20 protein-coding genes and 1 pseudogene are annotated in these 22906 nt (G+C 63.8%); 4 read left to right on the top strand and 17 right to left on the bottom strand.

Going from position 1 to position 22906, the window contains the following annotated elements; genetic code table 11:
• Positions 1-135: 135 nt before the first annotated feature.
• The gene (locus tag BRAS3843_RS15050; protein ID WP_008969800.1) at positions 136-696 is read right to left on the bottom strand and encodes a cupin domain-containing protein; all 561 of its coding nucleotides are present in this window, start codon (positions 694-696) and stop codon (positions 136-138) included.
• Positions 697-906: 210 nt separating this feature from the next.
• Positions 907-1191 (bottom strand): usg protein, encoded by a 285-nt coding sequence (locus BRAS3843_RS15045; RefSeq protein WP_008969799.1) that lies wholly within the window; start codon positions 1189-1191, stop codon positions 907-909.
• A 382-nt stretch (positions 1192-1573) separates the two neighbouring features.
• On the opposite strand from BRAS3843_RS15045, the gene groES reads away from it, so the two are divergent.
• From groES to BRAS3843_RS15025, 4 genes are all read left to right on the top strand, one after another.
• Entirely contained in the window at positions 1574-1888 is a 315-nt protein-coding gene (gene groES, locus BRAS3843_RS15040) for a co-chaperone GroES (RefSeq protein ID WP_008969797.1), read from the top strand.
• 89 nt (positions 1889-1977) lie between these two features.
• Positions 1978-3618, top strand: a complete 1641-nt coding sequence (groL, locus tag BRAS3843_RS15035; protein ID WP_008969796.1) for a chaperonin GroEL — start codon at positions 1978-1980, stop codon at positions 3616-3618.
• Positions 3619-3727: 109 nt separating this feature from the next.
• Positions 3728-4009: a type II toxin-antitoxin system RelE/ParE family toxin gene (locus BRAS3843_RS39625; RefSeq protein WP_083841370.1), complete on the top strand. Its 282-nt coding sequence runs from the start codon at positions 3728-3730 to the stop codon at positions 4007-4009.
• Positions 4010-4020: 11 nt separating this feature from the next.
• Entirely contained in the window at positions 4021-4305 is a 285-nt protein-coding gene (locus tag BRAS3843_RS15025; protein WP_008969794.1) for a HigA family addiction module antitoxin, read from the top strand.
• Positions 4306-4366: 61 nt separating this feature from the next.
• Here the strand turns inward: BRAS3843_RS15025 and lepB are convergent, their stop codons facing one another.
• The 15 genes and pseudogenes from lepB to BRAS3843_RS14960 form a co-directional block, all read right to left on the bottom strand.
• Entirely contained in the window at positions 4367-5125 is a 759-nt protein-coding gene (gene lepB, locus BRAS3843_RS15020) for a signal peptidase I (RefSeq protein WP_050886437.1), read from the bottom strand.
• Positions 5126-5236: 111 nt separating this feature from the next.
• A complete protein-coding gene (locus BRAS3843_RS15015; protein WP_008969792.1) occupies positions 5237-5821 on the bottom strand; it encodes a 2OG-Fe(II) oxygenase in 585 nt (194 codons plus the stop codon).
• Between the two features lie 90 nt (positions 5822-5911).
• A complete protein-coding gene (locus BRAS3843_RS15010) occupies positions 5912-7255 on the bottom strand; it encodes an RtcB family protein (RefSeq protein WP_008969791.1) in 1344 nt (447 codons plus the stop codon).
• Between the two features lie 109 nt (positions 7256-7364).
• Positions 7365-7937, bottom strand: a complete 573-nt coding sequence (locus BRAS3843_RS15005) for a 2OG-Fe(II) oxygenase (RefSeq protein WP_008969790.1) — start codon at positions 7935-7937, stop codon at positions 7365-7367.
• A gap of 94 nt (positions 7938-8031) precedes the next feature.
• Positions 8032-8553, bottom strand: a complete 522-nt coding sequence (locus BRAS3843_RS42505) for an RtcB family protein (RefSeq protein ID WP_277996480.1) — start codon at positions 8551-8553, stop codon at positions 8032-8034.
• 136 nt (positions 8554-8689) lie between these two features.
• A pseudogene (locus tag BRAS3843_RS42500) lies at positions 8690-9094 on the bottom strand (RtcB family protein); the annotation flags it as partial.
• Between the two features lie 1113 nt (positions 9095-10207).
• The gene (locus BRAS3843_RS14995; RefSeq protein WP_139024869.1) at positions 10208-12487 is read right to left on the bottom strand and encodes a hypothetical protein; all 2280 of its coding nucleotides are present in this window, start codon (positions 12485-12487) and stop codon (positions 10208-10210) included.
• Between the two features lie 55 nt (positions 12488-12542).
• Positions 12543-12818, bottom strand: a complete 276-nt coding sequence (locus BRAS3843_RS40725) for a hypothetical protein (protein ID WP_139024868.1) — start codon at positions 12816-12818, stop codon at positions 12543-12545.
• Positions 12819-13059: 241 nt separating this feature from the next.
• On the bottom strand, positions 13060-13548 hold the full coding sequence (locus BRAS3843_RS14990) for a DUF2059 domain-containing protein (protein WP_008969784.1): 489 nt from the start codon (positions 13546-13548) through the stop codon (positions 13060-13062).
• A gap of 17 nt (positions 13549-13565) precedes the next feature.
• A complete protein-coding gene (locus BRAS3843_RS14985; RefSeq protein ID WP_008969783.1) occupies positions 13566-14741 on the bottom strand; it encodes an OpgC domain-containing protein in 1176 nt (391 codons plus the stop codon).
• 172 nt (positions 14742-14913) lie between these two features.
• On the bottom strand, positions 14914-16875 hold the full coding sequence (locus tag BRAS3843_RS14980; RefSeq protein WP_008969782.1) for a S9 family peptidase: 1962 nt from the start codon (positions 16873-16875) through the stop codon (positions 14914-14916).
• Entirely contained in the window at positions 16872-18119 is a 1248-nt protein-coding gene (locus BRAS3843_RS14975; protein WP_035981761.1) for a DUF1501 domain-containing protein, read from the bottom strand. The genes BRAS3843_RS14980 and BRAS3843_RS14975 overlap by 4 nt, the downstream gene beginning before the upstream one ends.
• A 2-nt stretch (positions 18120-18121) precedes the next feature.
• Complete coding sequence (locus tag BRAS3843_RS14970) at positions 18122-19567, bottom strand: DUF1800 domain-containing protein (protein WP_008969780.1); 1446 nt, start codon at positions 19565-19567, stop codon at positions 18122-18124.
• A gap of 170 nt (positions 19568-19737) precedes the next feature.
• Complete coding sequence (locus BRAS3843_RS14965) at positions 19738-22266, bottom strand: M56 family metallopeptidase (protein ID WP_035981767.1); 2529 nt, start codon at positions 22264-22266, stop codon at positions 19738-19740.
• Entirely contained in the window at positions 22266-22685 is a 420-nt protein-coding gene (locus tag BRAS3843_RS14960) for a BlaI/MecI/CopY family transcriptional regulator (protein WP_008969778.1), read from the bottom strand. Before BRAS3843_RS14960 ends, BRAS3843_RS14965 begins: the two co-directional genes overlap by 1 nt.
• Positions 22686-22906: the final 221 nt, after the last annotated feature.

Raw genomic sequence — 22906 nt, 5'->3', positions numbered from 1 at the left:
CGGCGGACGCGATGCGGACATCGCATTCCTTGCGGGCCCATCCCGCCCAACAACGCCGGGCAAAGATGTGACAAACACCATGCGGTCAGGCCGCCGCGACCGCAGGGCGAATGTTTCCAGCTGTTTCAGACCGATTTACGTCGAGAGTTCGACCGTTTTGAAGTCGGCCGGCAGGATCACCTCGAGCAGTTCGACGTCGTCGGAATAGTCGAGGATCATGTGGCGGATGCGCGGCGGCTGGGTCCAGGCGCTGCCCTCTTTCATCAGCGTTTCGCCGACACCTTCGAGATAGCTCTTCACCCAGCCCTTGAGCACATAGACCATCTGGAATTCGACGTCGTGGGTGTGCAGCTTCGCAACCTCCTGCGGGTTGCAGGGCGGCAGCAGCCGGATCACATGGGCGCGCGCGAGCCCATGCGTCGCGTCAGCAATGCCGAGGTCGCGGTAGTGCGCGTAGGCGCGCAGCCCATCGGCCTTGAAGTCTTCATCGCGATGATGGCTGATGGCGATCCGCTGCTTCTTCCGCCGCACGGCAGGCGCGGCGGCAGCTTTGCGCGGGAGTGGTCGGCGCGCAATCGATTTGGCCGCCGCAGATTTGGCTTTCGCCTTGGCGCTCTTGCGCGGCGATGTCTTGCGCGTCGCCGCCTTCGCGGCGGTCCGTAATGCCGCCTTCTTCGCACGGCTCTTGCTGGCCATCGTGCTCTCCTTCGGTTTCCTCGAGCGAAGGGTAGCACAGATTGAAGGAGCTCCGCTGTCGCGCCTCGATATATCGTCATTCCGGGGCGTGCGAAGCACGAGCCCGGAATCCACGTTGCCACACGTTCTGCCGCCCGATGGATTCCGGGCTCATCGCTACGCGATGCCCCGGAATGACACCGTGGTTGCCGCTTCTACTATGGCTTCCGCTCAGTTCAGCCGGAACACACCGTCAACTGCGCGCAGCTCCGCTGGCTTGATCAGCTTGGAATGCGCCACCGTCACCGAGAACAGCGGCCCTTCGAGCTTACTCTGCCAGAACGCCAGGAAGTCCTGCAGCGCGGGGAATTTCGGGAACAGGTCGTAATTCTGCCAGACGTAGGTCTGGAGCAGCGAGGGATGATCCGGCATCCGATAAAGGATCTGCGCCGTCGTCAGCCCGTAACCCAGGACCTGTTTCCGAAAATCCTCGGAAACGGCAACCTTCGACACCATGCCAACCTCCGTTTTAGGAAGCGCATTGTCCCCGCGTGGCACCTGCGATGGAGTCACCCGGTGAAGATGCGCTCACATGAGAGAAATGTGACGCATGACTTCAATCCATCACAAGCCTAAATGTTTAACGGGTTGTTGAAATTTCCTGCACTAGCAGCGACTTAGCGGGGGTGCTAATACTGGGTTTCACGATCCGTTCCGGCCTCGTTAACGATGCCCGGACCTTCTGGCAGACCGCGTGATTGACTGCTAATTTTTCTGCTAGAAGCCCTTGCCGGCTCCAAAACTCTCGCCTATGTCCAGCCCGGCAGGCTGGCACTCGCTGGCATCGACTGCCAATCTCCAGAAACTGATAATCGCCTCAATAGCTTAGGAGGACTGTATGGCTTTCCGTCCGCTTCACGACCGCGTCGTGGTCAAGCGCATCGACGCCGAAGAGAAGACTGCCGGCGGCATCATCATCCCCGACTCGGCCAAGGAAAAGCCCTCGCAGGGCGAAGTGATCGCGGTGGGCCCCGGCGCCCGCGACGAGAGCGGCAAGCTGGTCCCGCTCGACGTCCAGGTCGGTGACCGCGTGCTGTTCGGCAAGTGGTCGGGCACCGAGGTCAAGATCGACGGCCAGGAGCTGTTGATCATGAAGGAAAGCGACATCATGGGCGTGCTGACCGACGTCGGCGCCAAGAAGAAAGCCGCCTAATTATCCGCTCGCACACGCTCACCCTGAGGAGCGCCCCGCGGGCGCCCCGGCAAGGGTGAGATAGACGTTTCAACTCAGGGAAACCCAATATGTCAGCCAAAGACGTGAAGTTCGGCGTCGACGCCCGCGACCGCATGCTGCGCGGCGTCGAGATCCTCTCCAATGCCGTGAAGGTCACCCTCGGCCCGAAGGGCCGCAACGTGGTGCTCGACAAGTCGTTCGGCGCTCCCCGCATCACCAAGGACGGCGTCACCGTCGCCAAGGAGATCGAGCTCGACGACAAGTTCGAGAACATGGGCGCGCAGATGGTGCGCGAAGTCGCCTCCAAGTCCGCTGATGCTGCCGGCGATGGCACCACCACCGCGACCGTGCTCGCCGCCGCGATCGTGCGCGAAGGCGCCAAGGCGGTTGCCGCCGGCATGAACCCGATGGACCTCAAGCGCGGCATCGACCTCGCGGTCGAGGCGGTCGTTGCGGACCTGTCGAAGAACTCCAAGAAGGTCACCTCGAACGACGAGATCGCCCAGGTTGGCACCATCTCGGCCAATGGCGATGCCGAGATCGGCAAGTTCCTCGCCGACGCCATGAAGAAGGTCGGCAACGAGGGCGTCATCACCGTCGAGGAAGCCAAGTCGCTGGAGACCGAGCTCGACGTCGTCGAGGGCATGCAGTTCGACCGCGGCTACATCTCGCCCTACTTCGTCACCAACGCCGACAAGATGCGCGTTGAGATGGACGACGCCTACATCCTGATCAACGAGAAGAAGCTGTCGTCGCTGAACGAGCTGCTGCCGCTGCTCGAAGCCGTCGTGCAGACCGGCAAGCCGCTGGTGATCGTCGCTGAGGACGTCGAAGGCGAAGCGCTCGCCACCCTGGTCGTCAACCGCCTCCGTGGCGGCCTGAAGGTCGCGGCCGTCAAGGCGCCAGGCTTCGGCGACCGCCGCAAGGCCATGCTGCAGGACATCGCGATCCTGACCGGCGGCCAGGCGATCTCGGAAGATCTCGGCATCAAGCTCGAGAACGTCAACCTGTCGATGCTCGGCCGCGCCAAGAAGGTCATGATCGACAAGGAGAACACCACGATCGTCAACGGCGCCGGCAAGAAGGCCGACATCGAGGCGCGCGTGGCCCAGATCAAGGCGCAGATCGAGGAGACCACCTCGGACTACGACCGTGAGAAGCTGCAGGAGCGTCTGGCCAAGCTCGCCGGCGGCGTCGCGGTGATCCGCGTCGGCGGCGCGACCGAGGTCGAGGTCAAGGAGCGCAAGGATCGCGTTGATGACGCGATGCATGCGACCCGCGCTGCTGTCGAGGAAGGCATCCTGCCGGGCGGCGGCGTCGCCCTGCTCCGTGCCTCCGAGCAGCTCAAGGGCCTGCGCTCCAAGAACGAGGACCAGAAGACCGGCATCGAGATCGTCCGCAAGGCGCTCTCCGCTCCGGCCCGCCAGATCGCCATCAATGCGGGCGAGGACGGTTCGGTCATCGTCGGCAAGATCCTCGAGAAGGAGCAGTATGCCTACGGCTTCGACTCGCAGTCCGGCGAATACGTGAACATGGTCTCGAAGGGCATCATCGACCCGACCAAGGTCGTGCGCACCGCGATCCAGAACGCGGCCTCCGTGGCCAGCCTCCTGATCACCACCGAGGCGATGGTTGCCGAGCTGCCGAAGAAGAACGCGGCCGGCCCCGCAATGCCTCCGGGCGGCGGCATGGGCGGCATGGACTTCTAAGGTCCAACTGCTCTGAACTTTACGAAGGGCGCGGTGCGAACCGCGCCCTTTTTGTTTTCAGACCAACGAGAGACTTGACTGATACGCGATACGTATCACATCATGGCGCATGATCCGCAGCTTTGCCGACAGGGCGACTGAGCGGCTGTTCCGGGACGGCGCCTGCTCTGCGAAGTGGCGGAGCTTCGAAGTGGTCGCCCTTCGGAAGCTCGACATGGTGGATGCTGCCGTTCGTCTGGAGGATCTGCGCTCCCCGCCGGGCAACCGGCTGGAAGCTCTGAAAGGCGATCGTCGCGGTCAGCATTCCATTCGGATAAACCAGCAATGGCGCCTCTGCTTTCGATGGACCTCTGACGGTCCAGAAGAAGTTGAGATCGTGGACTACCATTGAAGGAGAGGACGATGCCCCGCCTGCGCACCCATCCCGGCGAAGTGCTCCGCGAGGAATTCCTGATTCCTCTTGGCCTGTCTGCGCGCGCCCTGGCAAAGCTGCTCGACGTGCCGCCCAATCGTCTCACCGAGATCATGCGCGGCACCCGCGATGTTACGGCCGACACCGCGATCAGGCTCGGCCGCTATTTCGGCACCGACCCCCGCTTCTGGATGAACCTGCAGACCGCCTATGATCTTTCCAAGGCGGCACAGACACAGAATTACAAGAAGATCGTGCCGCGCGACGCGGCTTGAAATGCCCCTGGTGCGATGACAGGGCGATGCGCGGTATCCGTGCTGACGCAGCTAACTAAAGTCACCGTACCATCATCCCGATCCGCTCGAAGCGGATCCGGCCCGGCTCCCCCTTTTCGCCGCCTGTGACCGAGAAATAGATCATCGCGGCGCGGCCGATGACGTTCTCGATCGGGACATAGCCGACCTGACTGAGCACGCGGCTGTCGGTGGAATTGTCGCGGTTGTCGCCGAGCATGAACAATCGATCGGGCGGCACGGTATAGACGGGCGTGTTGTCAAAGAAACCGTTGTCGAGGCAATCGAGCGTGTCGTAGCTCACGCCATTCGGCAGGGTTTCGCGCCAGCGTTTGACGCGCTCGCGGGACTCGTCGCCGCAGGCGCTGAGCCCGACCGCGTCGTCGCGCCGCTCGCGCACGACCGGCGTCTCGTTGATGTAGAGCCGCCCGTCCTTCATCTGAATGCGGTCACCGGGCAGCCCGACCACGCGCTTGATGTACACGGTCGCATTATCCTTCGGCAGGAAAAACGCGACGACGTCGCCGCGCGCGGGCACAGCACCCCAGATGCGGGCCGAAGCAGCCAGGGAGGACGGCCAGGACAACGGCCACGTGTAACGGCTATAGCCGTAGGGATATTTCGCGACGAAGAAGACGTCGCCGACCAGGAAGGTCGGCTTCATCGAGCCGGCCGGAATATTGAACGGCTGATACAGAAAGGCACGAACCAACAGCGGCGACGCCGTCAAGAGCGACAGCAGCACGAAACCGAGCACGAAAACAGCCGCGATCGACCACCAGGGCTCCCGCTTCGACCTGATCGCTCCAGCCTCGACGCCCGTCACCACGCCCCCCAATGCATCTCACCGCAAGGATGGCCGACGGCAGCACCACACGCAACCGCCAATTGGTTGCGTGTGGTGCGCCATGCCTCACCCCTGGCGACGATACATGATATCGGTTCGCAGCACGTATTTGCGCCCCTTCGTAACTGGATCGCCGCGATGCATGATCGGATGGTGGAACAGGAGCGCCATTCCCTTCTCCGGCCTGATCCGAAACGGATCACCGATCGAGGCTCCTCCATAGCCATCTTTGAATGACGTTGCTCCGCCTTCGAAGTCGTCATTGAGATAGACCATGAAGGTGAATTGGCTGCGCTCACCGAGTTCGCGCTCGAAATGGCCATCGAGATGCCAGTCGAACTGCTGCCCGACATCATACCGATAGAGCCGCAGGCGTTCGTTCAGCGCGACGGGCACCCACGTCTTCTGGAATCGTAGCGCCAAATGACCGGAGAGCCTTTCATAAAGCGCCTGAGCCCGCGCGGAATCGTCAACCATGACCCGATCGTTGTTACGAACGTCCTTCATCATGATCATGCCCTCCAAGGTCGATATCGGTGCTTCGGCGAAGCCGATCGCCTCGCCGAACCGAACATAGTCGTCGCATTCGCCGAGCGAGAGAAAGCCCTCGATCGTACCGACATTCTTCGCTCTCCACCGGATCTCGCTCATGTCTCGCCTCCATCCTGCTTGGCCGGAGGCCGCCCGTGGGCGGCCTCTCCGATCTCGCCGAAACTTTCGCGCGACGTCCCGTTCCGAACCTCACCGTCCCTTCCGCCACGGCGCATCGGCTTCCCAATCGCCGGCCATGACCGAGCCGTACGGGATCACCTCGTCGATCACTTCACCGAGGCGATAGGCCTCGATCTGCGCACGCACCGAGGCCGCGTTCTTGTAGGCCTGCGGCAGCTCGGACAGGTCCGGCTTACCGCAGTAGAAGCGCGCGTCGATGCCATCAGGCAGCTCGGGCCGGTTCTGGCGCAGAAACGCTTTGCGCCCGAGATTACGACCGGCGCCGTGGGGCGCAAAGCCAAGCGCGTCCTTGTTGTCGGTATGCTTCAACAACAACACCGGCTCCGCCATGTTGAGCGGCACGATGGTGCGCCCGTCATCATCGGCGGAGAAGCCCGCCCAGTTCGGGGTTGCGCCCTTGCCGTGGTAGAACAGGCCGTCCGTCTTCCTGAAAACGAAATTGTGCTCGTTCCAAAAACGATCGGCGATCTTGTTACCAAGCTTGGCGGCCGCGAGATCATGGATGGCGTGGTGGTTGGCCTTGGTCCAGAGCCGCACCACCTGCAACGCCTCCCAATAAGCGCGCCCGTCGTCGTTCGACGCTCTGATCCAGGCATTGTGGTCCGGGACCTTCGGCGCATGGATCGCGGTGTGCTTCCTGGCCGCGGCCATGCCGCGCTTGTAGACCTGTGCGCCGAGGCCGCGCGAGCCATGGTGGGTCACCAGCGCGACCTGGCCCGTCGACTTCAGATGGCCGACAAATGCAAAATGATTGCCGTCACCCTGCGTGGCGAAGTGGCCGACCGCGAAACGCTCCAGGCCCTTCAGGAACGGATTGGCGTCGAACGCAGCCATCACCTCGTCCGGCGGACTAAGCAGCTTGTCGCGGCCGCCCGGGCCGAAATGAGTGACGGCGTGAACGGCATCGAGCACGCGTTTCGGATCATCCTTGCGCGTGAACACCGTGATCGCGACCGAGCAGCAGATGTCCGAAGAGTGGAAGCCGGGATGGATCGCATCCTCGCAGGCGACCACGCCGCCCACGGGAATCGTGCCCGTCGTCGTCCCGGACGGGCAGGCATCCGGCATCACCGCGCCGATCACAATGGTCGGGACTCTCATCAGCGCATCCATGTGCTGCGCCACGGCCGCGACGTTGGCACGTTCCAGCTCGTTCTCGGCATCGATCAGCATGGAGAACGGGAGTCCATTGGTGCGCATCAAGGTTTCGAGCGGCTGCAATGCCTGCAAGGCCGCGAAAATCGCGTCGTCGTCGGCGCCCTCGGCGCGCAACGCGTTCGCCGTCGCCAGTCCATCCCTGAACCAGCGGCCCGGCTTGAACCCCCAGGCGATCAAGGTGTTTCCATCGATCATCGCTCGTCTCGCATTCCAATTCAGAAATATTTGTCGTACCCGGCCTCGACGATGTTCATTGGGCGAAAAGCCGCCCGTGGGCGGCTTCCAGCAATTGAGCGCGACGGCCTCAAGCGAGGCGCCGGTACATCACATCGCTCCGCAACACATATTTGCGCCCCTTGGTGACGGGATCACCGCGATGCATGATCGGGTGGTGGAACAGCAGCGCCATGCCCTTCTCCGGCGTGATGCGAAGAGGACCATCAGGCGTCAGACCGCTGTCATCGCCAAACGATGTCGCTCCTCCTTCGAAGTCATCGTTGAGATAGACCATGAAGGTGAACTGGCTGCGCTCGCCGTTCGGCCGCTCGAAGTGGCCGTCGCGATGCCATTCGAACCGCTGCCCGACATCATAGCGATAGAGCCGCAACCGCTCGTTCAGCCCGACCGGCGTCCAGCGATGCTGGAACGACGGCGCGAGATGACCAATCAGCCGCTGATAGAGCTCCTGCGCGCGCTCGGCGTCGTCGACGATGACGCGATCATTGTTGCGTACGTCCTTCACACCGCGTGGCGCAAACAAGGTCGCCTCCTCGAAGCCCATCATCTCCGCGAACGCGATATAATCGTCGCACTCCGCAGCCGAGAAAAAGCCCGCGATCGTTTCGATGTTATCCGCTCTCCATGTCAGCTCAGCCATCATCATCCTCCACCGGAATGACAAGCCGCCCGTGGGCGGCCTGTCCTCTTGAATTGAACCACACGTTGACCGCCAATCGGCCGTGACGACGAACTCAATCCTTGAACGGATCGAACTCGCCCTCGCCGGCCATCACCACCGCGAACGGACGCAAGGTGTGAAGCACCTTCACCGAGCCCGCGTGCTCGGCGATCACCTCCGGCAGACGGCGATAGGCCATCGGACTCTCGTCGAGGTCGGCCCCGATCAGGGTAACGCCCCGGCCCTGCAGCCACGCGTCCATCTCGGCGCGGGTGAAACGCCGCTTGGCTTCCCGCCGCCCGAACAGCCGCCCGGCCCCGTGCACCGTCGAGTACAGCGAAGCCTTCGCCTCCTCGGACTCCACGCCCTCGATGATGACGGCATCGTCCCCCATCGAGCCGCCGACGAAGCCGCGCTGGCCAGGAAAGGCCGGCGTCGCCCCCTTGCGGACGACCCACAGGTCCTTGCCGCCATGGGTCTCGCGCCAGGCGTAGTTGTGGTGGTTGTGCACCATGTCCGTGACGGCGCCGCCGATGATCGCGCGCACGCGCTCGACCACCCACTCCCGTCCGGCATAGGCATAACGCCCCGCCAACTGCATCGCGGCGATGTAGCGCCGCCCGAGCTCCGAGTCCTCGTCGACGACGGCAGGTCATGCCGTCCTTGCCACCGGCCGCCTTGAGGTAGCGCGTCGCGCTGGTGTGGCCGAGACCACGGCTGCCGAAATGCACGCCGATCCAGACGAAGCCGGCCTCATCGCGCATCAAATCGACATAGTGGTTGCCCGAACCCACCGTGCCGAGCTGTCCGACGGCCTTCTGCCGGTACTCGCCCATGTCGGACTCGCGCCAGGCATCGGCGTCGTCGAACAGCTCATGCTCGACGCGCTGTGCATTCTTGCGGCCGACGCCGAAGGAGATCACCTTGGCGACATCCTGGGTGATCGCACCGACCTTGTTCTCGATCTCACTGAACTGAGTATCGAGACGCACGGCCATGTTGCCGCAGCCGATGTCGAAGCCGACGCCGGAGATGCTGATCTGCTTCTCATAGGCGATCACGCCGCCGACCGGTTGGGCATAGCCGAGATGGCCGTCGGCGCAGATCACGCCGGCCACGGCGTTGCCGACCGCCATGCAATTGCGCATCTGCGCAAGCGTCGCGTCCTCGTGCTGGCCGAACACCTTCAGCGGGCTGTTCTGATACTCGGCCGCCTGCGGCCGGCCCGCCACGGTGTTGGCGAGCGCCTCCGCGTCACGCGCAAGCTGCTCCTTGCGGGCGGCGTCGTGAAACGTGCACCACAGCGGCATCGGCCGCTGCCCGGGCCGGTCGATCTTGGCATCGGGATCGAGGCCGGCTTCAACCGCCAGCTCTCGCGCCCGCTCTCGGTAGGGATCGGATCGCATCTGATCCTCCTCTCTCAAGCAGTTACAGGTCCGGAAACCCGACATGGGCTCCAGATATCAGGCCAGCGCGATGTCAGATCGCGCAAACCGTTGTGCAAGCAGAGAGGTCGGTCGAGATCGTCCCCGAAGGGACCACGGCTTTGCGGATTTTCTCTCTGCCCAAGGCAGAGGGAAAACCCGCCGCCTTTACGCTATCGGTGCAATATTGCCTGGCAGCGCCTTGCCTGCGGAGACCGCCGGCACGCGCGCGGAATTCAGGCATTGCCGCATCAGCGGCAGCGCTGCTTCCTTGATCGGGCGTGGATACGAATACGGCATAGGTCTCTCGCTGGCGGAAATCCGCAACGTCGTGGCCCGTGCTCTTACAGCAATTTCGGAATTTGTAAAGTGTCAGTTGGAGCGCTGATACAAAATGAGATCCGCATCGTGCTCATGGAGCACATTGCAAATGAGCGCGTGGTTATGGATTCCGGGCTCATCGCTGCGCGATGCCCCGGAATGACGAGTAGAGGGAGTACACAATTTATCCTTCATTCCGGGGCGCTTGCGGAGCAAGCGAGCCCGGAATCCATAACCACGAACGCATGTTGAAGTCGCAAGTGCCGGCTCAATCGTATCGCAAGCACCAAGATCATCCTGTTCGAGGAGCATGGGGAGAAGAGCTCGGAACCGATCGGCGAAATGCTACAGTCTGTCGGTCATTCGATATTCGGGATTTCGCAAGAGCCTCACAAAACTCACTCTTGATCCAATCAATTCGAAAGCGGATTGCGTGCGCAACGACTACATTGCGGCGTCGCGAGCGCGGCGGCTCCCGAATCGCGCCATCAACAAGGTACGGGATTAACCGTACCTCTTGAACCCGCCATTCGTATAAGCGATTGAGCATCTATTGTCGTTGACCGGGTCACCCGCCACGCCGGCAATCGCAGAGAACCACCCTTCCGGATAGTTCGTCCCGTCTGAATTCGTCATCAGCGTCCAGGTGCCGGCGCCTGTGCTCGGGTTGAAGTTGTTGCACTTGTAGATGCCGTAGGTCGCCGTGCTGGCGCGGTGGGCGGCGATGTAGAGCGTTGGATAGGATTGGCCCGCGACGACCGTCCCGAAGCCAATGTCCTCCACGCTGTGGAAGTCAAACAGCGTCGAGAACGAGGTGCCGCTCTTGGTGGACCACTTCAAGATGGCGCTGGGCACTGGCTGCCGATTGAGCGAGTTTCCGGTCACGACGAACACATGCCCGGCATTCGCAGGCACGCATTTGACTCGCGCGAGCCCGAGGGCGTCGGTCAGCGCGCCGGCGGCCTTGAACGTCGCCCCGCCATCCGTGGACACGTACATCTTGTCGCCGGCGGAAAGCACATAGAACTTTCCGGGCGTGACGCGATCGGCTGCGATGACACATTCATAGAAGAATGGGAAAGACGGCATGCCACTGCCGGCATAGGACGATTTTTTCCACGTCACCCCGTTGTCAGTCGTGTAGATTAGCCCTGAGCCGACACCAAAGAAAAGATGGTTGGTCGGGGATGACGATGCGACGCAAGCTCCCTGATAATAGGTATCTCCCAGCGCCGCCTGGTTTGACATCCGCGACCAGGTGCTGCCGTAATCACTGGAGTAGTACAAACCGAACGAGGTCAAGCCAACAAGGAAATTTGGTGAGCTTGAGGCATAGTCGATCATGTGACCACGCTTCAGAGCCACGCCGTAGGTTGGCATGTTGGCATAGAAGTCGTCGTCCGGACCGTACTTCGATGGATATGCCGCGCCGTAGTCCGGCCACCGCCAGATCGGTAGATCCCATGCAGTTCCGATCGGGACCCCGCCCGGAGGATGGATAACACAGGTGGCATCAAGCGCCTCAATGCCGCGAGACTGTGCCCTATAGGTGATATTGTTGGGATTCGCGAACGGCGTCGGCGCTGAGAAAACCCCGAACCCTTGCGCCATGTAGACGACGCCGGTGCTATCGAACAGAAGCCTGTTGGCCGAGTATCCATAGGATCCTCGGCTATAGCCGCCGTTATTTGTTCCAGCGTAGCCAGCAGAAGGTCCCCAATTCTGCCAAGGCGCGTCTGCGCTGCCGTCAACCCTCGAGGTGATGATCGACGTGGTCCAGGTGCTCCCACGATCAGTCGAGATGTACATGCGACCGCCGAGGCTGCAGCAGAGCATATTATTAGGAGTAAGAGGCGACACCGCGATCCCGCTGAGACCTGCGCCATCCCTGAGTGAGTTTCTGACCCATCCAGTTTCAGACGTCCACGACCGGAGTGCACCTCCCGCGCCTGTCGTGATCCATAGCGTCCCGAGCTGATCTACGACCATATCCCAATAGGCGGTCGGCATTCCCGTCGTGTTGAGCCTGGTCCATGACGAACCGCCGTTGGTCGAATGCCAAACCCCTTGCCCGTTCGAGACGGCAAATATGCCTTGAGTTGCGCCGCCAACCACCGAGGACGTGGGATCGAAGACAATTCCGATACCTTGCGACGTCGCAGCGGGAACGCCACTGTCGACGACCCACTTCCCGCCGCTGTTGCTGGTCTTGAGCAGACCGTTTGCAGGCGATCCCACAAACACGATCTGGTCATTGGCGGGATCAACCGCCATGTTGCAGACGCCGTGATCGCCGTTCGCCTCAAACCAACCGGCAACGCCATTGTTGGCAAAGCTCGGCCACGCACCGGATTTGATCGACGTCCAAGTCCGCCCGCTGTTCGTCGAAACGAATGGCGTGCTGAGATAGACCATATAAAGCTTGGTCAACGTGCTCGGGCAGATGCGCGCTTCCCATACGCCATCCGCGAAGACGTTGTTGCCATAGGACGCCACATAGTTGGATGGCAACGAATAGGACGTGACTAAAGGGTCCCATCTGTTGGCCGCCGAATCCCAAAAATAGAGCGCTGGGTGAGTATCCGACCGCGCAAGGAGCGTGGTCCCGACGACATCCATACCGCGCATGTTGCCGCCGCCGCCGACCTTGAGCGTTTGCCAGGTTGGAGCGGCAGTGGATGCTGACCGTATCCCGCCTCTCACAAATGCGAGGGCCTTTTCACTAACCGAACTAACCGCTGTGGCTACGAATGTCGTTAAAATGCCGCGCCGATTGATATTCACTGGATGTTATCTCCATGGCACTGCGGCAATCCCGAAATACTGAAGCCCATTTGTTTCAAAGCCTGGCGTCACTGAGCCTGCGTGGTTGAACTTGCATTCGAACCGACGCCGGCGACACGCCCATGGCGTTGAAAGCATTGGTTCCCGGGCTGTCGCGGTGATCGTCACGAGCCACCCGTCGCCATGCCGGCGTATACGGCCGAAGCGGGATTTCGCACATGCTCGAACGATCATCGCCAGGCAAGAAATCCACAAATCCTGCAAAACGACAAGCCGAGAAATTGCCGCGCGTCAGGCTGCCAAGGAGGAACCGCGCGAGCGGAAACGTCATCTCGATGGACCAGGCTCGGTCCTGACCTTCGCCGACAGAGCAGAGCACCGTCGTAAGGCCGGCCGCAAGATTGCTTCTTGGACCGAGTTGAGGGGAAGCTTGGCGGTACGCTGGTCCAGGACATCACGGCAGGCATGGTTCGAACCGTGGCGAATCGAGACGTTTCCAGCTTGCACCGGGGCCCCTTGCAAGAGGCTGAGTTACGAAATTTTTGTGTCGCGCACGCTGTGTGACGACGCCGTCACAGCTTGTGCCCCTTCTGCCGCAGCGCGTCGGTCAGGCGCGCTTTCAGCTCATCGGCAGCTTTGCGGCTGATGTCCTGCACCACGACCTCGCGCTGTTGCGCCAGCGCGGGCACTTTCTCCAGCAATTTCTGACCGACTGCCGTGCGATAGAACGCCTCGATCTGATGCAGCTCGTCGATCGTAAACGCGCTGGCATAGAGCGCGGCGACGCGATCGACCATGGCCTGATAGAACGGCGTGTAGGCGTCACCAACCGTCGCCGCCATCGCCTCGTAGTCGCGCTCGATCTCCGGCCGGTCCTGCACCAGCACCGGCTTGATGCCGAGCAGGATGGTCGGCAGCATCGCCTTGTACTGATCAGCCAGCTTCATGGTCACGACCAGGTTGCGCGCGGCCTCCAACGCCTCGGGCGACGGCGCTTGCGCGCCGGCGTGACCGGTCAGAGCCAGGACCATCGCAACGATCATCAGGATCCGCGCAGGCATCGATCTCTCCCCCGGCATCAGGCGCTCTCGGTCCCGGCCTCTTTGCTCTCCAGCACCTCGACGAACAGGTCGGGCACCTCGTTGGTGCGCTCGAGCAGCCAGGCGAAGCCGATCATGATCAGGATGCCGGCGGCGCTGACCGCCAGCTGCTCCCAGACGCCACGCGTATATTGCATGAGGATCCAATGCGCCGAGAACGACAGGAACACGCCGAGGCAGAAGATCGGCAGCGAGTGCCGGCCGCAGAGCCGCATCGGGAATGTCCAGCGCGCCTTCAGCGGCGGCCAGTCGCGCGGCACGAGATAGGAGACCCAGGTCGCCAGCGCGAGGAAATGCGTCAGGCGGAACAGGTCGAGGTCGGTCTTGTCGATCGGATAGATCACCTTGATCATCCATTTCGGCACCAGCACCGCGAGCGCCGGGATGTGCCAGGTCATCACGATCAGGAAGGCGAAGACCAGCCACGCCACCGCAAGCCACATCACCGCGCGCGACCACACCCACCGCGCGATCAGCGCAAAGCCGCCATTGCCGCACCATGCCGCGAACACGAACAGAAGCTGCCAGCAGAACGGATTGAAATACCAGGTCGTGCCCGCCGGATACGATGGGACGTTCCAATCGAACCAGCGCGAGAACGCATAGAGCACCACCGACGCCGCGAGCGTCAGGTTCGGCCGGCGCACCAGGCACCAGAGCATGAACGGGGCTGTTGCGACCAGGGTGATGTAGAGCGGCAGCACGTCGAGATTGACCGGCTTGTAGCGCAGCGTGATCGCCTGCCCGATCAGCACGTCCGGATGCTCCAGAAAATTGTGGATGTTGAATTCGTCCTCATATAGCGGATTGTCGAACCGCCGCACGGTACGCGCGATCTGGGCGGTGAACAAAAGAAACAGCATGATATGGGCCACGTACATCTGCAGCGCCCGCCGCAGCAGCCGCTTGGCGGCGGCAAAGAACAGTCCGGCGCGGATGATTGGCGCGTAGATGAAGCCGACCAGATAGCCCGAAATGAAGACGAAGAATTCGGCGGCGTCGCTGAAGCCGTAATTGCGGAGCGTCAGCCAGGAGACGACGTCATGCGGAATGTGATCGAGAAAGATCATCCACAGACCGATCCCCCGAAACAGATCGAGCCGCACGTCGCGTTCGATCCGGCGCAACCCCGCTAAGGCATTCGGATTGATCATCGTCGCCCCCTGCTCCGGAATCGTCCGTTGCATCGGCACACATCAAGAGAGCGCCATTTTCAGCGCGATCGCAGGGTGATGTAAATGGGGTTCGTGGTACCGTCCATCCGCCATCTGGGCAGGGCGATAGGCCGGCAGGCGCTCGCGGATTGGGCGCCGCGAGGGCGCTCGTCTATGCGATATAGTCGGCCAGCAGCGGCGCGCCGGCCCTCACCTCATGGCTGGAACCGTCGAAATCCCGGTCGATCGGCTCGAATGCGCCGCCGAGATGGCGCGCGAAGAAGGCCTCCGCCATCGCGATATAGGACAGGCGGTTCTCCGGCTTCTGGAAGCCATGCCCCTCGTCGGGATAGACGATATAGGTGACCGGAATACTCCGCTGTCGCATCGCGGCGACGATGGTATCACTCTCCGCGATCAGGCAGCGCACGTCGTTGGCGCCGTGGAAGATCAGCATCGGCTTTGTGATGTTGTCGACCTGATGGATCGGCGAGCGCTCGGCCAGCAGCGCCCGCCCCGCCGCGGTGCGCGGATCGCCATAGCTGCGATACATGAACTCGGCAAATCCCGACCAATACGGCGGCATGGATTCGAGCAGCGTCTGCAGGTTGGTGATGCCGACCACCGGCACCGCGCAGCAGAACACCTCCGGCGTGAAGGTTGCGGCGACGAAGGAGGCGTAGCCGCCGTAGGACACGCCGGTGATCGCGATCCGGTCGCGCAGCGCTACTCCTTGCGCGACCGCCCAGTCGACCATGTCGATGAGATCGTCGTGCATCTTGCGCGCATGCTGCTTCTCGCTCGCCGAGACGAAGGCTTTGCCGAAGCCGGTCGAGCCGCGATAATTCACCGAGAGCACGGCATAACCGCGATCGGCGAGCCATTGATGGTCGCCGCGATAGCCGTGGACGTCGCGGCCCCAGGGCCCGCCATGCACGACCAGCACCATCGGCAGCGGCTCTGGCGGCCGGTCGCCGTCGATGTCAGACGGCAGGGTCAGATAGGACACCAGATCGAGCCCGTCGCGTGCCTTGGCGCTGATCGGATGCATCGGCGCGAGGCGGTATGATTTCAGCTCCGGCCGCGCGGTGAACAGCTCGGTCACCGTGCCACTGTTACGATCGTACAGATGGAAAGTGCCGGGCTGCTGCGGCGTGTAGCTCATCAGAGTCCAGCGGCGGGCGTCGTCGGACTGGCTGATGACGTGAAAAGCATGGCCCGGCAGCGCATCGCGGATGAGCGCCAGATCATTCGCCACCGCGCCGGAGATCGCATGCCAGTGCTGCCGGCCGGGATCGATCGCGGCCGCCAGCGGCTCGAAGCTCTGTCCATCCAGGATCCAGCCGGTCACGTCGGCCTCATCGCTGGCAAACAGCACCTGCTCGTCGCCGGTCGCCCAGTCCATGCGCACCAGCGCCGTCTTGTCGTGATGCAGGCAGGAGAACAGATGCAGATGGCGTCCGCTGATGTCGAAGGTCGCGACCCGCGTGCTCCAGCTCGCCTCGAACGGCACGTCGCACCAGGGCACCAGCGTGCCGTCCTCGATCCGCCACAGCCGCGCGCCGCCGTCGGGTGCGTAGCTGCGGGCGTGCCGCGGCTTGAGCTGCCAGTCCAGGCCGACGAACTCGAGCTGCTGGGTGTTCTGCCAGATCAGCGTACGCTCGCCGCTGTCGAGATCGAGCGCGAACACGTCGGGACTGCGAGGGTCGCGATCGTTGAGCGTGACGGCGATCTGGTTCGGCACGGCGCGCGACCACAGCGTCGGCATCGCGCGCACGCCCGGATAGGGCGTGAGGTCGCGCAACGCGCACGTCCATGGATCGACCACGAACAGATGAAAGTTCTCATCGCCGTTCTCGTCCTTGATGAACATCAGGAAGCGCCCGTCGGGGCTCCAATCCTGCCAGGTGATCGGCCGGCCCTTCGTGCGCGTCACCGGCTCTGCGCCGGCAATGTGATCGCACGGCGCGACCCAGAGATTGAGCACGCCGTCGACCGGCGCGAGCCAGGACACGAATTGTCCGTCCGGCGACAGCTTGGCGTCGAAGAACGTCGGATTGTCGAACAGCACGCGACGGGGAATGAGCCCACGTCGCGCGCTGTCGAATGCCCGGCCGTCGGTCGCTGAGTTCATGCCAACAGACCCGCCATAGGCGCGAGGTCGCCGCTATCAGGGAAGACGCGCGCCGCCAGCGCCTGGTCGTCGACGCGCAGATGATCCCTGAGCAATCCCTTGAGTACAGCCCGCAGATCGGTCGTCGCCCTGAGATCGCGCTGCTCGTAGAGCTGGGCGAGTTTTAGGCCCGGCCAGTCCGCAATCACGCGGCCGCCATTCAACGCGCCGCCCGCGAGAAAGGCAACCGTGCCGGTGCCGTGATCGGTGCCGTTGGTGCCGTTGATATGCGCGGTGCGGCCGAACTCGGTGACGACGGCCACGACGGTCTCTCCCCACGCCGGCCCCATGCCGGTCTCGATCGCAGCAATCGCGCCGTCGAGCGCGCCCAGCAGATTGGCGAGCTGGCCTGAGCCCGCACCCTCATTGACATGAGTGTCCCAGCCGACGAAGCCGAGGGCGCCGACGCGCGGACCATCGGCCCGCGCCAGGAAGCGCGCAGCAGCGCCTGCGGTGTCCGCGAAGAAGGTGCGCACGCGGGCGAAGCCGAGCAGCGCGGCCGCGGGATCATCGGTCATCGGCGCGCTCGGTGCGGCGGTGCCGCCGATCGCGGCAAGATTGATCCGCCCCTCCATCGCCGCCGCCAGCTTCGGATCAGTGTGGCGATAGAGATCGAGCAGCCGCATCTGGGTGTCCGCGCTCGCAGGCAACAGAAGTTGCGGCGCCCAGGACATCACCGGCGCCTTGCCGCGCACGACCAGCGGCGTCACCGCGCCGACGCCGAGCACGCGGCTGCCGTTGAGATTGACGCGGCCGTCGGACTGCATCTCGCCGAGCGCGCGGTTGAGCCAGCCGGTGTCGGTCGCGCCGGGCTTGACCATGCCGCTTTCGAGCACGTCCTGACCGTCGAAATGCGAGCGCTCGCGATAGGGCGTGCAGGTCGCATGCACCACGGCGGCCTGTTTCGCCTGATACAGCCGGTGCAGGTTCGGCATCGCCGGATTGAGCGCAAAGAAGCCGTCAAGCGACAGCGCCGGCGGCTTGCCGTCGAGGAGCAGCGCGCGATCGCCACGCAAGCCGACCCAGTCGGGATCGCCGACCGGAGCCACCGCACCGAGCCCGTCGAGCGCGCCGCGCAGCACGATCACCAGCAGGCGCGGATCGCGCCCTTCCGCGCGTGCAAGGCGCGGCATCTGGGTCCAGGCGAACAGCGCGCCCGAGCCGCGCAGCACATCGCGTCGCGTCGGCAGATGAAATCCGGCCATCGTCACCTCCTCTGAAGATCCGCCGACATGAACAGCAGCACCAGCGCCTGCTGGCGGCTTTCGGCGTGCGCGATCGCCTCCATCACGTCCGATGACACGCAGGACTGCAGCACGGTCTCGGTCACGAATTGCGGATCGACCTGGCCGGCGATGCGCTCGGCAAAGACATTGGCGACGTCGAGCCGCCGGCCGAGGCCGTCGATCCAGCTCGCCTCGTCATCGGCGTAGCCCCTCGGCGACGGCGGCCGCCACAGCGCCTCGCCCAGGATCCTCTGCCCCTGCGTGAAACGCAGCGCATCGACTTCCGTGATCCCGGCCGCGCGCACCATCCCGACCACCCATTCGGACGGGCGCTTCAGTTTGGTCGGCGGCAGAGTCCAGGCCGCGGGCGATGCGACCATCGCCTTGGCAACCTCCTTGAGATCGCCAGCGGTGTCTCGAAACACCCGCGCCATGTCGTCCACCAGCTCCTGAGGCGGCTGATCGGCGATGAAATCGCGAGCCAGCTTGCCCGCCACATGCGTTGCCGTCGCGGGATGGGCGGCGAGATCCCGCAGGACGGCGCGCCCCTGCTCGACACCTTCCTCGGCATAGCTCTTCCCCAGCACGGTCTGGGCGCCCGGCTCGTGCAGGCGCGGATTGAAGCTGAACTCGCCGCCATGCTCGGGATTGTCGGCCGGCGGCAGCAGCGTCCAGCCGGTCAGCACGTTGGCGAAGGCGATGACGTCATCCTGGCCGTAACCGCTGCGCACGCCCAGCGTATGCAGCTCCATGATCTCGCGCGCGAAGTTCTCATTGAGGCCGCGCGTGCGGTTGATGCCGGCGATCGAGTTCGCGCCCATCGAGACGTTGTTGTCGAGATAGAACAGCATCGCCGGATGCCCCTCCGCCGCGAGCAGGAGGTCGACGAAGCGGCCGAGCGCGTAGGGGCGGATCGCCTCGCGCTCATAGCCGCCCGACATGCTCTGGATCTTGTCGGCGGAGATGCAGAAATGATTGGACCAGAACCACACCAGGCGCTCGGCAAAGCCGATCTCGGCGGTCAGCGCCGCCTCGGTCCGCACCTTCGCCTCCTGGAGATAGAACTGACGGCCGGGATCGGGCACCGCTTCCGCTGCCGCCTTGGCGTCCGCTTCGGTGTCGGCCTGCCCGCTATCCGCGACCATGGTCGCGCCGGCCGCAACCTGCTGCCGCTTCGCCTCCTCGCGCGCCTTCTTCGCCGCGATGGTCTTGGCTTGGCGGCGCGCATTAGCCTCATTGACGGCGCGAAAGGCCGTGGCCGTGGACGGCAAGGCGGCGGCCGCTGCAAGCATCGCCGGCGCCCGTTCGAGCTCGGCCAGCAGCGCCCCGCGCGGATCCGATGCGATGCCAACGATCGAGCCGGGACGAGGCCCCAGTCCGAACCGGTTCAAGACCAGCACCGCGTCCGCCTTGGGCGAGCTCTGCATCGCGCCGTCCTCTCATGACGATCTGTAGCGCTACAAATTGTAGCATTTGAGACGCAGCCCCGCAAGCCGAGATTGCGCCAACGGGGATGGTACCGCGCGGGCAGCGAGCTGACGGTGCGGATCAGCGTGCCGTCAGCTCAGCACAGGTTCAGATCGGCCCGCCCGAAAGATCAGTACGACGGACCGAGCGCGATGCGTCCGATGCTGCCGTCTCTCGCAAGGCCGATGCGCCATTCGGCGGTGCCGTTGGCGAAATGCACCATGTAGATGTCGCTATCCAGCGCGGTGACGCCGCGGAAGCTGATCGCCCGCAACGCGCCGAGCCGCGCCAGGATGGCCTGGTTCATCGCCAATTGCTGCCGCGTATAGGCGGCGACCTCGGTGGTCATGTGCTCATAATCCGGGTGGCCGTCGGCGATCGATTCGATATAGCGCCGCAGCTTGTCCTCGCTGCCGGGCGCGGGCGCGCCCCGGCGTTCGCCGAAATGGTCGGCTGCGTTGCCGATCCGCTGCGCCTCGACCATGTTATAGCGCGTCCGCCGCCCCGGCAGGATGATCTCCAGGCAACGCCCATTCGCATCGGCGACGATCCAGGGACTGCCGATCTCGGTCAGGAACGACGACGACAGGTCGTCCTCGACCACGCCATGCGGCGACCGCCGGCCCTGCGCGTCGACGCGAAACAGGCGGATCTCAGCGCCGGTCGCGTTGTAGATCATCAGCTTGATCGGCGTCTGATCCGGCTGCGCGCGCAAATTCGCTTCGCTGGCGCAGTTCAGCACCTCGCCCGGCGCATCATTGCCGTCGGGCCGGAACAGCACGTCATCGACCCTGCCCTCTGGCCCCACCAGAATGCGGAATTCTGCCGAGCCGTTGGCGAACTTCACGCCGTAGATGTCGTAGCCGCCTCCGCCGACACCGCGGAAGAAGATCGATTGCACGTCGCCCAGCGTCACCAGCGTGCTCCGCAGCGACGACATGTGCTGGCGGATATAGCTCGCGAGCGCCGCCCCCATGCGTTCGTAGTTCGGCGCGCCCCGTTGCAGATCTGCGATGCCCCGCAGCACCATCTCGCGGCTGCCGGGCGTCGGCACCTGCTCGCGGAAGCGGTCCGGCACTTCGGCCATGCGCCGGGCGAAATTATCCTCGATCTCTTTCGCTCGCGGCTCGTCGACCCGGTGGGCAACCCGGGCACCGAGCAGCGGATCCTGCAGCAGCAGCCGCGTCACCTGTTCCTTGCTATCGCGCAGGAACAACACGAGGTCGTCGCTGGCGCTCGAATAGGCATCGGGGCAATCAGCCTTCACCTCGAAAGAGCCGCGCCCGGTCTCGCGAAATTGCAGCCGCTCGCCGCTCGCGGTCACCGCGAGCACCCGGCTCGGGCTCAACTCGTAAAAGCCGAGATAATCGGCGGCAGGCCTGGCCTCGGCCTCGCTGTCACAGGGCGATAGTTCGGCGATGCGCCCGGCCTGCCACTCGCGGCTCTCCTGATGTACGACCAGATCCGGCGGCGCGTCATTCCCGACGACGAAGTTGAGCAGGCCGGTGGTGTCGGCGTAGGAATAGGCCCCCTGCCCGATCGATGCGAGCCGCAGCCGGCGTTGACCGGTGAGCTGCCCGAACAGCGCGTCACCATGGCGGGAAATCGCGAAAACCCCGCGCGGCCCCAGCGAATAGAAGCTGATGCGCTCGGCCTTTTGCGTCGACATCCCCAACTCGGTTGGCCCGGCCACGGCCTTCGCCTTCGCTATCTCCGTCCGCGTCGCGATCGCGAGCGCCGATACGATGATGGCTGGCAGGATGGCCGCGGCCACGGCGATGCGCCCGCGCAGGCGGACCTTCGCCGGACCGGCGCCGCCGCCCAGGATACGCTCGATCCGAGCGCGCACCGTCGAGGCGCGCGCCATCTCCAGCGCAACGGCGCTGCCCCGCGGGGCCTGAACGATCTCGAGCAGGATCTCGGCATAGGAGACATGGTCGTTGAGCGCCTCGATCGCACTGGCGTCGCTGATCATCTCGGCGAGATCGGCGAGCCGGCGATACTGCCACCAGGCAAACGGACTGAACCAGAACAGCGCACGATTGACCGCTGCGATCAGCAGCACATAGAAATCGCGGTTGGCGATATGCGATCGCTCATGCGCGAGCACGGCTTCGCGCTTCACCGCGTCCCATGACAGCCATTGCGACGGAACGAGGATGGTCGAGCCGATCGTCACCGGGCTCGCGACGACATCGCTGATGCGCAGATCAGCCGTCTGACCGCCGGGAAGCGGCCGCGCCTTGCGGACGAGCCTGTAGGTGAGCCGTAGCCCGATCGCGAGCCGCAGCAACAGGCATCCGGCCACGAGCAGGTAGATGATCGTGGCGATCGTCCATGGGCTCACGACATGAACGTTCGCGACCGGCGCGACGTCAACGGCCTCAAATTCGTCCGCCAGCGGAGCCGGCGCGGACGCCGGCAGCAGATCCTCGATGGGGCCGACCGGGCTGATGCTGGCCGCCTGCGGCGCATGCAAGGTGATCGTCACCGTGCTCCAATGCATCAGCAGCGGCATCACCAGGGACGCCGCTAGCACGACCAGCCACGCCGTCATCTGCAGCTGCGGATGACGGACCCGAAACAGATAAAGACCGAAACCAACGACGCTTCCCAGCAGGACGGTGCGAAGCGCCGCTTCCGCCAGAACGGTGAGCATCATTTCCTCCCGCCTGTTGACCTCTTCACTGGCTTCACCGGCGATTTGTCTTTCCTGGCCGCAGCGATCTGATCCGCCAGCATCTGCAGCTGGCGCTGGTCGAGCATCGCATTGTCGACCATGCCGACCAGCACCTCCTCCACCGACCCGTCGCAGAACCAGTCGACGATGCGCTGCACCGCCTTGGCGGCAACGCGTGCCCGCGGCTCGGCGGCGGTGTAGACATAGGTCCGGCCATCGACGGTGTGGGTCGTGTAGCCCTTCTCTTCCAACCGCCGCAGCACGGTGCGCACGGTCGATTCCTTCAACGGGCGCGACAGCTTCTCGCGGACGGTTTCGGCTGTGACCGGATTATGCTCCCAGACCAGTTGCATGACCTCGCGTTCGAGGTCGCCGAGTTCGGGAAGGCTGCCATCCATGGACCGGTCCTGTCGCTTAAGCTCTGTAACGCTACAGATTGTCGCGCAATGTCCGGCCGCGGGCAACCGTTTTCATGGGGCTTACGATCTTGATCGAGGGGGAAAATGGCCCGTCCCGCGGTATGAGGAACTACCGCGTTGTGGCAACTGCAACTCGCCACACCAGCTGCCCATTGGTTGACCGGCACGGCAATAGGAGGCCGGCCTGCACCAACTGGAAG

It is taken from the genome of Bradyrhizobium sp. STM 3843 (assembly GCF_000239815.1).
GTDB lineage: Bacteria > Pseudomonadota > Alphaproteobacteria > Rhizobiales > Xanthobacteraceae > Bradyrhizobium.
The sequence above is the reverse complement of the archived record's forward strand: the minus strand, read 5'-3'. Positions and strand labels throughout refer to the sequence as shown.

Bases quoted from the DNA above. Each gene is read 5' to 3' on its own strand.
- BRAS3843_RS15050 (WP_008969800.1), bottom strand. From the start codon at position 696: ATGGCCAGCAAGAGCCGTGCGAAGAAGGCGGCATTACGGACCGCCGCG.
- BRAS3843_RS15045 (WP_008969799.1), bottom strand. From the start codon at position 1,191: ATGGTGTCGAAGGTTGCCGTTTCCGAGGATTTTCGGAAACAGGTCCTG.
- groES (WP_008969797.1), top strand. From the start codon at position 1,574: ATGGCTTTCCGTCCGCTTCACGACCGCGTCGTGGTCAAGCGCATCGAC.
- groL (WP_008969796.1), top strand. From the start codon at position 1,978: ATGTCAGCCAAAGACGTGAAGTTCGGCGTCGACGCCCGCGACCGCATG.
- BRAS3843_RS39625 (WP_083841370.1), top strand. From the start codon at position 3,728: ATGATCCGCAGCTTTGCCGACAGGGCGACTGAGCGGCTGTTCCGGGAC.
- BRAS3843_RS15025 (WP_008969794.1), top strand. From the start codon at position 4,021: ATGCCCCGCCTGCGCACCCATCCCGGCGAAGTGCTCCGCGAGGAATTC.
- BRAS3843_RS15015 (WP_008969792.1), bottom strand. From the start codon at position 5,821: ATGAGCGAGATCCGGTGGAGAGCGAAGAATGTCGGTACGATCGAGGGC.
- BRAS3843_RS15010 (WP_008969791.1), bottom strand. From the start codon at position 7,255: ATGATCGATGGAAACACCTTGATCGCCTGGGGGTTCAAGCCGGGCCGC.
- BRAS3843_RS15005 (WP_008969790.1), bottom strand. From the start codon at position 7,937: ATGGCTGAGCTGACATGGAGAGCGGATAACATCGAAACGATCGCGGGC.
- BRAS3843_RS40725 (WP_139024868.1), bottom strand. From the start codon at position 12,818: ATGACGTTTCCGCTCGCGCGGTTCCTCCTTGGCAGCCTGACGCGCGGC.
- BRAS3843_RS14990 (WP_008969784.1), bottom strand. From the start codon at position 13,548: ATGCCTGCGCGGATCCTGATGATCGTTGCGATGGTCCTGGCTCTGACC.
- BRAS3843_RS14985 (WP_008969783.1), bottom strand. From the start codon at position 14,741: ATGATCAATCCGAATGCCTTAGCGGGGTTGCGCCGGATCGAACGCGAC.
- BRAS3843_RS14980 (WP_008969782.1), bottom strand. From the start codon at position 16,875: ATGAACTCAGCGACCGACGGCCGGGCATTCGACAGCGCGCGACGTGGG.
- BRAS3843_RS14975 (WP_035981761.1), bottom strand. From the start codon at position 18,119: ATGGCCGGATTTCATCTGCCGACGCGACGCGATGTGCTGCGCGGCTCG.
- BRAS3843_RS14970 (WP_008969780.1), bottom strand. From the start codon at position 19,567: ATGCAGAGCTCGCCCAAGGCGGACGCGGTGCTGGTCTTGAACCGGTTC.
- BRAS3843_RS14965 (WP_035981767.1), bottom strand. From the start codon at position 22,266: ATGCTCACCGTTCTGGCGGAAGCGGCGCTTCGCACCGTCCTGCTGGGA.
- BRAS3843_RS14960 (WP_008969778.1), bottom strand. From the start codon at position 22,685: ATGGATGGCAGCCTTCCCGAACTCGGCGACCTCGAACGCGAGGTCATG.